At 67.6% G+C, this 11,768-nt stretch carries 8 protein-coding genes and 2 pseudogenes; 2 read left to right on the forward strand and 8 right to left on the reverse strand.

All coding sequences use genetic code 11. The annotated features are described in order from the left end of the window. The 4 genes and pseudogenes from VGF12_RS07785 to VGF12_RS07800 all read right to left on the reverse strand — a co-directional run. Positions 1-1,342, reverse strand: a pseudogene (locus tag VGF12_RS07785) (NdvB protein); the annotation flags it as partial. A gap of 4 nt (positions 1,343-1,346) precedes the next feature. Then, positions 1,347-2,693: an MFS transporter gene (locus VGF12_RS07790; protein WP_331175468.1), complete on the reverse strand. Its 1,347-nt coding sequence runs from the start codon at positions 2,691-2,693 to the stop codon at positions 1,347-1,349. Between the two features lie 3 nt (positions 2,694-2,696). Continuing rightward, on the reverse strand, positions 2,697-3,200 hold the full coding sequence (locus VGF12_RS07795; RefSeq protein ID WP_331175469.1) for a gluconokinase: 504 nt from the start codon (positions 3,198-3,200) through the stop codon (positions 2,697-2,699). A 150-nt stretch (positions 3,201-3,350) separates the two neighbouring features. Next, positions 3,351-4,193 carry a sialate O-acetylesterase gene (locus tag VGF12_RS07800; protein ID WP_331175470.1) on the reverse strand — a complete coding sequence of 281 codons (843 nt, stop codon included), beginning with the start codon at positions 4,191-4,193 and terminating at the stop codon, positions 3,351-3,353. A gap of 199 nt (positions 4,194-4,392) precedes the next feature. Here VGF12_RS07800 and purL point away from each other — a divergent pair, with 199 nt between their 5' ends. Further along, a complete protein-coding gene (gene purL, locus VGF12_RS07805) occupies positions 4,393-8,358 on the forward strand; it encodes a phosphoribosylformylglycinamidine synthase (protein WP_331175471.1) in 3,966 nt (1,321 codons plus the stop codon). On the opposite strand, the gene VGF12_RS07810 is transcribed toward purL, so the two are convergent. The 4 genes from VGF12_RS07810 to VGF12_RS07825 form a co-directional block, all read right to left on the reverse strand. Beyond that, a complete protein-coding gene (locus tag VGF12_RS07810; RefSeq protein WP_331175472.1) occupies positions 8,355-8,813 on the reverse strand; it encodes an SRPBCC family protein in 459 nt (152 codons plus the stop codon). The genes purL and VGF12_RS07810 overlap by 4 nt on opposite strands. After that, on the reverse strand, positions 8,810-9,157 hold the full coding sequence (locus VGF12_RS07815; RefSeq protein WP_331175473.1) for a metalloregulator ArsR/SmtB family transcription factor: 348 nt from the start codon (positions 9,155-9,157) through the stop codon (positions 8,810-8,812). Before VGF12_RS07815 ends, VGF12_RS07810 begins: the two co-directional genes overlap by 4 nt. Further along, the gene (locus tag VGF12_RS07820) at positions 9,126-9,800 is read right to left on the reverse strand and encodes a glutathione S-transferase family protein (RefSeq protein ID WP_331175474.1); all 675 of its coding nucleotides are present in this window, start codon (positions 9,798-9,800) and stop codon (positions 9,126-9,128) included. The genes VGF12_RS07815 and VGF12_RS07820 overlap by 32 nt, the downstream gene beginning before the upstream one ends. A gap of 115 nt (positions 9,801-9,915) precedes the next feature. Continuing rightward, positions 9,916-11,247: an MFS transporter gene (locus VGF12_RS07825; RefSeq protein WP_331175475.1), complete on the reverse strand. Its 1,332-nt coding sequence runs from the start codon at positions 11,245-11,247 to the stop codon at positions 9,916-9,918. Positions 11,248-11,360: 113 nt separating this feature from the next. On the opposite strand from VGF12_RS07825, the pseudogene VGF12_RS07830 reads away from it, so the two are divergent. Then, a pseudogene (locus tag VGF12_RS07830) lies at positions 11,361-11,768 on the forward strand (ubiquinol oxidase subunit II); the annotation flags it as partial.

Genomic DNA, 11,768 nt, shown 5'->3' on the forward strand with positions numbered 1-11,768 from the left:
GCAGCCAGGCCATGGCGGCGTCCAGGCGTTCGGCGACGGTGAGTCCGTTCACCACCTCGTCCAGCAGCGTGAAATCGCCGGTCTCGTCCAAGTAGGCTTGCAGGCACACAGGCAGCCACACGCAATGGTCGGTGTGCGGCACCTGGTTGATGTACTTCAGCTCGGCGCCTTCGATGAGCAGGATGCCGTCAGGCATGGCGCCGCTGTCGTGCTGCTGGCGCAAGGCGTGCAGCAGCGCCCCGCGCGTGACGGCCGGCGCGATGTAGGCCATGCCGAGGTTGTCCTGCAGGTAGTTGCGCGTCTGTGGGTCGGTGCTGAGGCGGTTGACGTCGCCGTGATAGAAGACCTGGCGCGGCAGCCAGTGGTTGACGAAGCGGTCGAAATCCGCGTCCGGTGTTGTGATGCGCAGGCAGCCACGGCCGCTGTCGATGTAGTCGGCATAAGCGCTGCGGGCGCGGGCGAAGCCGGCTTCGCCGAGGTAGGTCTGGCGCAAGGCCGCGATTTCGGCGTCATCCAGTGCGGGGCCGAACAGGAAGCGCCAGGTCTCGCCTGCGTTGGGCTGCAGCGTGGGCCGGTACTGGACGCAGGCGGCGGGCGTCTCGTAGCGCGCGTCGCCGCACGCCAAGTGCGCGGCCTGCAGAGCGCTCGGGGCGTGCAGGCCACCTTCGCCTTCGAACGCGCTCTGGCACGCCTCCCACGCATCGGGCGCGCGTTCGCAGAGGAAGTAGGTCTTGTCCTTGAGGTGCAGATTCTTGAAGTAGTCCGCCACCTTTTGATAGGGCGTCACGCTGCTGGCCACGATCCCACCCAGGTCGGCGCGCCATTCGGCCGACTGGTTCATCCAAGACATGTTGCCGATGGGGAAATAGGGCACGACGCTGATGCGACGCGTTCGGCCCGACAGGTTGGTGATGTGCAGCTCCCACAGCTCGACGACGTCGTCGGTCGGCAGGCCCAGTGTCAGCTCCACGCGAAGGCCCAGGTGCTCGACGCTCCAGCCCAGCTCGTGCCGGCCGGCCGTGAAGCGGAAGATCTCCACCGGGGCGCGCACCGGCTCGTAGGGGGCCGAGAACAGCTCCCCACTGTCCTCGTCCTTCACGTAGACGAATCGACCGGGGTGGTGGGCGTAGTAGGCCTGCTCCGGCTGCATGAAGGTCTTGGCCTCCAGGTTGGGTGCATGCGCGTACTTGGCGGGCTCCGGTTGCATGAACTGCGCGGTGGCGTAGCCGCGGCAGGTGACCTGGATCATCATGCGGCGGTTCCACAGGAAGCCACCGGCCAGTGGCATCGCGGTCGGACTGGTCAGTTCGCAGCGGGCGCCGTCGTCGAGGTGATGGAGCATGGCATCAGGTGGAGGAATTGCGGGCGGCCAGGTCGGCCTGGATGCGCGCCATCGTCGGGTTGTCCAGCGTGTAGAACATCATGATGACGGCGGCCATCAGCGTGAAAGCCGCAGGGATCACGGACATCAGCCAGACGATGCCGGACTGCGAGTCGGCCGACTGCACGGCATTGGGCACATAGCCCAGCGCCGTGAACAGCGCGCCGATGACGCCGACGGCGACCGCCGTGCCGAGCTTCTGCGCAAAGGAGCTGGCGGCGAAGGTCATCGCCGTGGCGCGGCGGCCGTTTCGCCATTCGTTGAAGTCGGCCGCGTCGGCAAGCATCGAAAAATTCAGTGGCGACTTCGGCCCGAGCGCCAGGCCCAGCGCAATCTGCAGCGCATACATCAGCGCGATCTGGTCCGCATCCACGAACAGGAAGGCGGTCGACAGCACGGTGGAGAGCAGCATCAGCCCGATCAGCAGCTTGCGCTTGTCGATGAAGCGCGTGAGCATGGGCGTGCAGGCGGTGCCCGCAGCCGCCGCCAGCAGGTAGGCCGGCACGAAGGTGGCCAGCAGCTCGGGCCGGTTGACCACGTACTTGAAGTAGTAGGCCGCGCTGGTCATGCGCAGCGTGATGCTGCCCATGATGATGAGTGCCAGGAAGAACAGCAGGATCCAGGGAAGGCTGGTGCGCAGGTCGCGCAGGTCCTGCCGCACGCTGGACGGTTCCGCCCGTCCTGGCTGCACGCGTTCGGTCGTCGTGCGGAAGGTGATGGCGAAGATGACCGCGGCGGCCGTGCCCCAGAACACCATGGTCAGCGTCCAGCCCAGCGCGGGATCGCCGTCGCCCAGCCAGGCCACGAGGCGAGGAGACGCGGCGGTCACGATCGTGCCGCCCGCGAAGCCCGCGACGAAGCGCGACGCATTGACCGCATTGCGCTCCCGCGCATCGCCCGTGATGACGCCCGAAAGCGCGCTGTAAGGCAAGTTGATGCCGGTGTAGACCGTCATCAGCAGCAGATAGGTCACGTAGGCCCAGACCAGCTTGCCGGTGGGGCCGAGGGCAGGTGTGTTGTAGGTCAGCACACCCATCACGGCCAGCGGCAGCGGCAAGAAAAGCAGATAGGGCCTGAACTTGCCCCAGCGTGTCTGCGTCCGGTCGGCGAAGGCGCCGATCAGCGGATCGGTGAAGGCGTTGAAGATCTTCACGACGAACAGCATGGTCGCGGCCGCCGCCGCCGAGATGCCGAAGGTGTCCGTGTAGAAGATCAGCAGGAAAGTCGAGATGTTGGTCCAGTAGAAGTTGAACCCCATGTCGCCCAGCCCGTAGCCGACGATCTCGCGTTGGGTGAGGCGGCTCCGGGTCATGCTTCAGCCCTGGCGCAGCCAGTCACTGACCAGCGTTTCTAGCTCGCCCAGCGGCCGCAGCGCATCAACCCGCAGCACGCCGGGTTCACCGACGGGCGATTCGAGCGTCTCGAACTGGCTGTCGATGAGGCTGGCGGCAAAGAAGTGCGAGCCGCGCGCGGATACGCGCCGGCTGGCCTCGGCCTTGTCGATGTCGAGAAAGGCGAAGCGCAGGCCTGGCGAGGCCTGACGGAGCTGGTCGCGATAGATGCGCTTGAGCGCCGAACAGGTCACCAGCACGCCCGGACGCAGCCGAAGTTGCTCACACAGGCTGGCGAGCCAGCCTGCGCGGTCCTGGTCGGTCAGCGGCACGCCCTCGGCCATCTTGCGGCGGCTGGCTTCGCTGTGGAACCGATCGCCCTCCAGCCAGGCGCAGCCCAGGCGCGCGGCCACGGCCGCCGCGAGCGTGGATTTGCCGCAGCCTGCGACGCCCATGACGACAAGCGAGGCGGGAGGGACCTGAGCCATGGAAGAGGGTGGGGTGAGAGGTGCAGGCACGCGTCTGGTCGCGCGTCCCGTGGGAATTTATCGGGATTGGATAGCGCTATCCTATTCGGCATTCACCGGAGAGCGCTGCGTAGTTTCCCGCTGCCGGCTTCGTGCTGGGAGCTGCGGACGCTAGCGCAGGCCTTGCGCCGTCGCGGCGGGCATGCCATCCACGGGCGGCGGCGCGGCGGTCTGGCGAGCCTGCAGTGCCAGCATTGCGTCGGCGAAGCGGCGGCCCAGCTCGCGGGCCGCGTCGGCCGAGAAATGCAGATCGTCGCCCAGATGACCCAGGCCGGCCGAGTCCGCGAAGCCGATGTGTGGCAGCGCCTCGGGCATGCGGCGCTGTACGGTGCGCACGGTGGCGGCCTCGGGCAGGCGCGAGGGCAGGGTGAACCGGCCCATCTCGCCGACGACGATGGGCAACTCGGGCTGGCCGAGGTCTTGCCGCAGGTCCCGGAACATCTGAGTCAGCCGCGCGCCGTAGCTGGCAGCGCTGGCCGGGCTCTCGGCGTCGGACTCGCCCTGGTGCCACAGCACGCCGCGAATGACGCCTGCCTTTGACGCCTCACGGGCTCGGGCCACGGCCTGCTCGTAGAGATCGCCGCCCTTGACCCAGCGCCGCAACGGCGTGCCGCCCACGGCGGTGGGGACGAGGCCAATGGTGATTGTCGGGTCGGCGCACAGCATCTCGCGCGCGAAGGCGATGCCGGGGCCGACACCGGGCTCGATGCGGCCGGTCTTGGCGTGGATGGGATCGCGGGCCACGGCCCAACGGCCGTCGGCAGCCAGCGCCAGGATGCGCGGATCGTCCAGTTGCGTGGCCAGGTCGCTCGTATCGCGGCCGGCCATGTTGGACTGGCCCATCAGCAGGAAGAGCGCGAGGCGCCCGCGGGGTGCGGGTGTGTCCTGGGCCGGTGCGGCCGTGGTCAGCAGGGCCAGCACTGGCAGGGCCAGGAATCGCAGCAGGGCTTTCATGGCCAGAGGATTCTGTCTGCAGCAACCGCACGCGCCGATCAGCAACTTGCGTGAATGAAGAAGCCGCGGCGGCGAGGCAGTGACGCGCGGGCCGAGGGGCCTCAGTAGAATCCCGTGCTTCTGCACGCTGCTCCTTGCCGTTGGGAGCCGTGCCTTCCGAGAACCGCGCGCCTGCCCGCGCCCAGCCTCCCCGGATTCCATGGCCCTGACCCCGCATCTGACCCATTTCGAGGGCGGCAACGCCCTTTCCGATTTCCGCGCCCAGGCCTTGCTGGCACGGCTGCAGGAGGTCAGCGGCCGCATCACCGGCATCAGCGCTCGCGCGGTGCACTGGGTCTGGACGGATGTCCCGTTGGATGCGGAGGATCGCGAACGCTTCGCCGCGCTGCTGACCTACGGCGAGCCCGCCAAGGCTGGCTCGGAAGGCGACCTCGTCGTCGTCACGCCGCGCTTCGGCACGGTCAGCCCCTGGGCCTCCAAGGCCACCGACATCGCCCGCAATTGCGGCCTGGCGCTGAAGCGCGTGGAGCGTGTCGTCGAATATCGCATCGCGACCAAGAGCGGGCTTCTCGGCGGCGCCAAGCCGTTGAGCCAGGACGAACTGAACGCGTGCGCCGCGCTGCTGCACGACCGCATGACCGAGTCGGCCTGCTTCAGCCGTGAAGCCACGGCCCACCTGTTCGACGAGCGTACGGCCGAACCGTTGGCGCACGTGGACGTGCTGGGCGCCGGCCGCGCCGCGCTCGAAAAGGCCAACGTCGAGTTCGGCCTGGCGCTGTCGGCCGACGAGATCGACTACCTCGACACCAACTTCAAGAAGCTGGGGCGCAACCCCAGCGACGTCGAGCTGATGATGTTCGCGCAGGCCAACAGCGAACACTGCCGGCACAAGATCTTCAACGCGTCGTTCACGGTGGATGGCGAGACGCAGCCGCTGAGCCTGTTCGGCATGATCCGCAACACCGAGAAGCTGAACCCGCAGCACACGGTCATCGCCTATTCGGACAACGCGGCGGTCATGGAAGGCCACGCCATCGAGCGCTGGATGCCCGCGCCCCAGGCCGGCGCGGCCTACGTGAGCCGTCCTGAGCAGGCCCAGGTGCTGATGAAGGTAGAGACGCACAACCACCCGACGGCCATTTCGCCCCACCCGGGCGCGTCCACTGGCGCTGGCGGCGAGATCCGTGACGAGGGGGCCACCGGCCGCGGCTCCAAGCCCAAGGCGGGCCTGACGGGCTTCTCGGTGTCCAACCTGCACCTGCCGGGCTTGAGCGAGCCGTGGGAGCAGAACCCCGTCGGCAAGCCGGCCCACATCGCCAGCGCGCTGCAGATCATGATTGACGGCCCGCTGGGCGGCGCCGCATTCAACAACGAGTTCGGCCGGCCGAATCTGGCGGGATACTTTCGCGTCTTCGAGCAGACCGTCGCCGGCCTGCGCCGCGGCTATCACAAGCCCATCATGATCGCGGGCGGTCTGGGCACGATCCGTTCGGACCTGACGAAGAAGATCGAGTTCCCTGCCGGCACGCTGCTGATCCAACTCGGCGGCCCCGGCATGCGCATCGGCATGGGCGGCGGTGCGGCGTCGTCGATGGCGGCGGGCACCAACACGGCGGACCTGGACTTCGATTCCGTGCAACGAGGCAACCCCGAGATCGAGCGCCGCGCGCAGGAGGTCATCAACCACTGCTGGGGCCTGGGTCAAGACAACCCCGTGCTGGCCATCCACGACGTCGGCGCGGGCGGCATCTCCAATGCCTTTCCTGAACTCGTCAACGACGCTGGCCGCGGCGCGCGCTTCGACCTGCGCAAGGTGCCGCTGGAGGAGTCCGGCCTGGCACCCAAGGAAATCTGGTGCAACGAGAGCCAGGAGCGCTATGTGCTGGCCATTGCGCCGGAGAGTCTGCCGGTTTTCCAGGCCTTCTGCGAGCGTGAGCGCTGCCCGTTCGCCGTCGTCGGCGTGACGACGCAGGAGCGCGAGCTGAAGCTGGTGGACGGCGACACGGAAGTCAGTGACCACCCCATCGACATGCCGATGGACGTGCTGCTCGGCAAGCCGCCCAAGACCCATCGCGACGTGACCCGCGTGGCCCGCGACGGCGGCATGCTGGACCTGACCGGCGTGAAGCTGGAGCAGGCCGCCTTCGACGTGCTGCGCCACCCGACCGTGGCCAACAAGCGCTTCCTCGTGACCATCGGCGACCGCACCGTGGGTGGCCTGAACCACCGCGACCAGATGGTCGGCCCCTGGCAGGTGCCGGTGGCGGATTGCGCCGTCACGCTGGCTGACTTCAAGGGCTTTGCCGGCGAGGCCATGAGCATGGGCGAGCGCACGCCGCTGGCTGCGGTGAACGCACCCGCCTCGGGCCGCATGGCAGTGGCCGAGGCCATCACCAACCTGCTGGCTGCGCCCATCGAGCTGCCGCGCGTGAAGCTCAGCGCCAACTGGATGGCAGCTTGCGGCGAGGCCGGCGAAGACGCCGCGCTGTTCGATACCGTCAAGGCGGTCGGCATGGAACTGTGCCCGGCGCTGGGGGTGTCCATTCCCGTCGGCAAAGATTCCCTGTCGATGCGTACCAAGTGGGACGACAAGCAGGTCACGGCCCCGGTATCGCTCATCGTCACGGCCTTCGCCAGCATCGCCGACGTTCGCGGCACGCTGACGCCGGAGTGGCAGCGCGAAGACTCTTGCGCCATCCTCGTCGACCTCGGACAGGGCAAGCATCGCATGGCCGGCTCCATCCTGGCCCAGACACTGAACCAGTTCGGCGCCGACGTGCCGGATCTGGACGACCCCCAGCTGCTGGTGGCCCTCGTCAACGCCATCAACGAGCTTCGCGCGGCCGGCAAGCTGCTGGCCTACCACGACCGCTCCGACGGCGGCCTGTGGGCGGCGGCCTGTGAAATGGCGTTCGCCGGTCAGATCGGTCTGAGCCTTAACGTGGACATGCTGGTCACCGAAGGCGATGGCATCAGCGACAGCCGCGCCGAGATGGGCGACTCCAAGAACTGGGCTGCCCAGGTCAGCGCCCGGCGCGACGAGCTGACGCTGCGTGCCTTGTTCAGCGAGGAACTGGGCGCGTTGATCCAGGTCCGGGCGGCCGACCGCGATGCCGTCCTGCAGGTGCTGCGTTCGCACGGCCTGTCCAAGCACTCGCATGTCGTTGCCAAGCCCAACGTGTCGCGGCAGATGGAAGTCTGGCGTGACGCGAAGAAGGTTTTTGGTGCCGACCTCACGGTGCTGCAGCAGACGTGGGACGAGGTGTCGTGGCGCATTGCCAAGCTGCGTGACAACCCCGCCGGCGCCGATGCCGAGCATGCCGCCGCCGGCAAGGCTGACGACCCTGGCCTGCATGTGCACCTGACTTTCACGCCCGAGGCGCCATTCGTCAGTACGGGCGCCCGTCCCAAGGTTGCCATCCTGCGCGAGCAAGGCGTCAACTCCCACGTCGAGATGGCCTATGCGATGTCGCTGGGCGGCTTCGACAGCTTTGACGTGCACATGAGCGATCTGCAGTCGGGCGCGGTCAAGCTGGACGGCTTTGCGGCCTTCGTGGCCTGCGGCGGCTTCAGCTATGGCGACACGCTGGGCGCCGGCGAGGGCTGGGCGCGCAGCATCATGTTCAACCCGGTGCTGACCGAGCAGTTCCGCGACTTCTTCTCGCGCTCAGACACGCTGGCCCTGGGCGTCTGCAATGGTTGCCAGATGCTCGCCGCGCTCGCGCCCATCATCCCCGGCGCCGAGGCGTGGCCGCGCTTCACGCGCAACCAGAGCGAGCAGTACGAGGCGCGACTTGCGCTGGTCGAGGTGTTGGATTCGCCGAGTGTCTTCTTCAAGGGCATGGCCGGCAGTCGCGTGCCCATCGCTGTCGCCCACGGCGAGGGTTTTGCGAACTTCGCTCGGCAGGGCGATGCGTCCCAGGTCATCGCGGCGATGCGGTTTGTCGACAACCACGGCCGGGCCACCGAGGCTTATCCGTTCAACCCCAACGGCAGCCCGGGCGGCCTGACCTCGGTGACGACGGCCGATGGCCGCTTTACCGCGCTAATGCCCCACCCGGAGCGGGTGTTCCGCAACGTTCAGATGAGCTGGACCTCGGGCGACCGGGCCCAGCACAGCCCCTGGCTGCGTATGTTCCAGAACGCGCGCAAGGCGTTGGGTTAAATCGCGTCGACCTCGAGCATCAGCCGGTCGAGGCCCTCTTCGGTGCCGCGGCGGCGCTGCTCGATGTCCATGTGACCGTCGAGGTAGGCGAGCTGCTCGGTGAGCTTCAGTGTCGAGCCGCCCGGCGTGTCCGTCAGCTCGACCGTGACGAGGGACGCGGACAGCGCCCGGCCGTCTGTGGCCATGGCATAGGCGAAGACGATTCGGGCGTTCTCGGCGATGTCGAGGAAGACCTTGTCGACCGCCAGCCGGGTGCCGTCGGGCAGCCTGCTTCGATAGGTCTCGTGGCCGCCGGGGCGGAAGTCCATGCTGAACTCGGGAACATGCGTCTGCGCGTGGCAGTCGTTCCAGCGCAGCTTGGTGGCCGGGTCGGCCCAGGCGGCGAAGACGCGCGCGGCCGAGGCCTTGAAGGAGCGCTCCAGCACGAAACTGGTGTGGGCGGCGGGCGTTGTCATGGCGTGTCCTGTGCGGCGAGAAGGGCGTCGAGGGCGTCGAACTGGCGATGCCACATGGCCTTGCGCTCGGCCACCCAGGCCTCCAGGCCGCCGAAGGCATCCGGCGCGATGCGGTAGGTGCGCACGCGGCCGGCCTTGTCCGACAGCACGAGGCCGCCGGCTTCCAGCACCGCCAGGTGCTTGACCGCCGAGGGGAGGGCGATGGCCAGCGGCCGGGCGAGGTCAGAGACCGAAGCCGGCCCCCGGCTGAGCCGGTCCACCATGGCGCGGCGGTTGCCGTCGGCCAGCGCGGCGAAGAGCCGGTTCAACGGCTCAGTCGGCGAGGAAGCGTGCGGGGAGGGCATGGTTCAAGGGGTAGTACGGGAAGAAGGGACGGGCCTCGACGATGCATCGCCAGACGGAGGGACGGGCCAGCAGGCGCTCGAAATACGCGCTCAGCTTCTCGTGGCTCGATGAGAAGGGGCGTACTACGGCGGCATAGAACAGTGCCGGCGCGGCGGCGCAGTCGGCCATCGTGAAGGCGTCACCCGCGGCCCAGGTGCGGTCGCCCAGGCGGCTTTCGACGAGGTCGTAGGCCACGCCGAGCTCGTTGACGGTGCCCGTCAAGGTGGCGACATCACGTTCGGCCTCCGGCCGCAGCTGCTGGGCGATGAAACGCTGCATGGGCGTCATCACGTAGAGGTCGAAGATCCGGTCCCAGAGGCGCACTTCCTGCCGTGCATCAAAGTCAAGGGGCAGCAGAGGCCGCTCGCCGGGGTGGTGGTGGTCCAGGTATTCGATCTGGATCGAGGTCTCGGGCACCACCCGGTCGCCGTCGACCAGCAGGGGAATCTTGGCCGTGGGCCAGAGCTCGGCATAGGCCGCGCGCGCGGCAGGGTCACCCAGGTTGACCATACGGGCCTCGAACGGCGCGCCGTTTTCATGCAGCGCGATCAGGACCTTCCAGCAGTAGGAAGACAGCGGATGTTGGTGGAGCGTCAAGGACATGGTGGCTCAACAGTTTCCTCGGTGGCTAAGTGTATGGAAACTTTCTTTGGATGGAAACTGTTATCCCCAAAGAAAGGCGGGCCATGGCCCGCCTGCACCCCTCGTGAAGTGGCGTTCAGTCCTGCACCACCGCCGCGGCCTGCAGCCGCTTGTTCACCCGCAGCGCCAGCAGCGTGCACACGACGCCGGACAGCAGATAGACGCTGACCGACACCAGGCCGAAGCGCGACGACAGGAAGAGCACGACCACTGGCGCGAAGGCCGCGCCCAGCAGCCAGGCCATGTCGGCCGTCAAAGCGGCGCCGGTGTAGCGGAAGTGCGGCAGGAAGTTGGACGTCACCGAGCCCGCCGCCTGGCCGTAGGACAGGCCCAGCAGCACGAAGCCGACCAGGATGAAGGCCGCCTGGCCCGGCTTGCCGCCGCCCAGCATGAAGGGGGCGAACAGGGCGAATACGCCGATGGCGACTGCCAGGGCGCCCAGGAAGCTGCGTCGACCAATCTTGTCGGCGATCAGGCCGGACATGGGCATGGCGACAGCCGCGAACGCGGCGCCCAGCAGCTCCATCTTCATGAAGTCCTCGACGCCCTGGTGGGCAAAGAGGGCCACCCAGGACAGCGGAAACACCGTCACCAAATGGAAGAGGGCATAGCTGGCCAGCGCGGCAAACGCGCCGATGGCGATGTGGTGGCCCTGGGCCGGCAGCAGTTCGCGCAGGTCGGCGGGGTCGAGCTCATGCTCCTCCATGCGCTTCTCGTACTCATGGGTGACCACCAGGCGCAGCCGTGCGAACAGCGCGACGACGTTGATCGCGAAGGCCGTGAAGAACGGGAAGCGCCAGCCCCAGGAGAAGAAGTCCTGGCTGTCCAGGCTGCCGTAGACGTACAGGAACACGCCCGAGGCGACGAAGAAGCCCAGCGGTGCGCCGAGCTGGCCCAGCATGGCGTACCAGCCGCGGCGGTCCGGCGGCGCATTCAGGGCCAGCAGGGAGGGCAGACCGTCCCAGGAGCCGCCCAAGGCCAGGCCCTGGCCTACGCGGGCGAGTGCCAGCAGCCAGATGGCCGCGCTTCCGGCCTCGGCGTAGCTCGGCAGCAGGCCCATGCCCACCGTGGAGCTGCCGAGCAGGAAGAGGGCGGCGGTCAGCTTGGTCGAGCGGCCGAACCGGCGCTGGATGGTCATGCCGATCAGCGTGCCGACCGGTCGGACGACGAAAGCCAGCGCAAATACCAGGAAGGCGTAAAGGGTACCGGTCAGCGGATCCGCGAAGGGGAAGAAGAGCTGGGGGAAGACCAGCACCGAGGCGATGCCGAAGACGAAGAAGTCGAAATACTCGGACGCCCGGCCGATGATGACGCCGACGGCGATGTCGCCCGGGGCCAGATCCTCGTCGGTACGCGGGTTCACGGGGCCGGACTGAGGGGGAAGGAGGGTACTGCTTGCGGTTGCCATGTGGGCTTGTCTCCGTCTGTGCCTAGGACAAAATGTCCAATCGTTGATTTAGCTCAATCAACTTACATTCCGTCGTTGCACGCAAGATCGTTAACCCTCGCGCGCCTCTCAGGATGTACCCCAACAAGTCTCTCCTCACTCGCGCCCTGGTCTTGTCCGCCAGCTTCGCTCTGGCCGGTTGCGACTGGATCGTCATGAAGCCCCACGGCGACATTGCGAACCAACAAGCCCAGCTCATCATCACCTCGACGCTGTTGATGATGCTGATCATCGTCCCGGTGATCGCGCTGACGCTGTTCTTTGCATACCGTTACCGGCAGTCCAACACCGAGGCGACCTACGAGCCGGACTGGGATCACTCCACCCGCCTGGAACTCATCATCTGGGGCGCGCCGCTGCTGATCATCATCGCGCTGGGCGCGATGACCTGGATCAGCACCCACAAGCTCGATCCCTTCCGCCCGCTGGAGCGGCTGGACGCGCAGCGTCCGGTCCCCGCCGGCGTGCAGCCGCTGACCGTC

Origin of the sequence: Roseateles sp. (genome assembly GCF_036404855.1) — a bacterium.
In the GTDB taxonomy this organism is placed as follows: Bacteria; Pseudomonadota; Gammaproteobacteria; order Burkholderiales; family Burkholderiaceae_C; genus Pelomonas.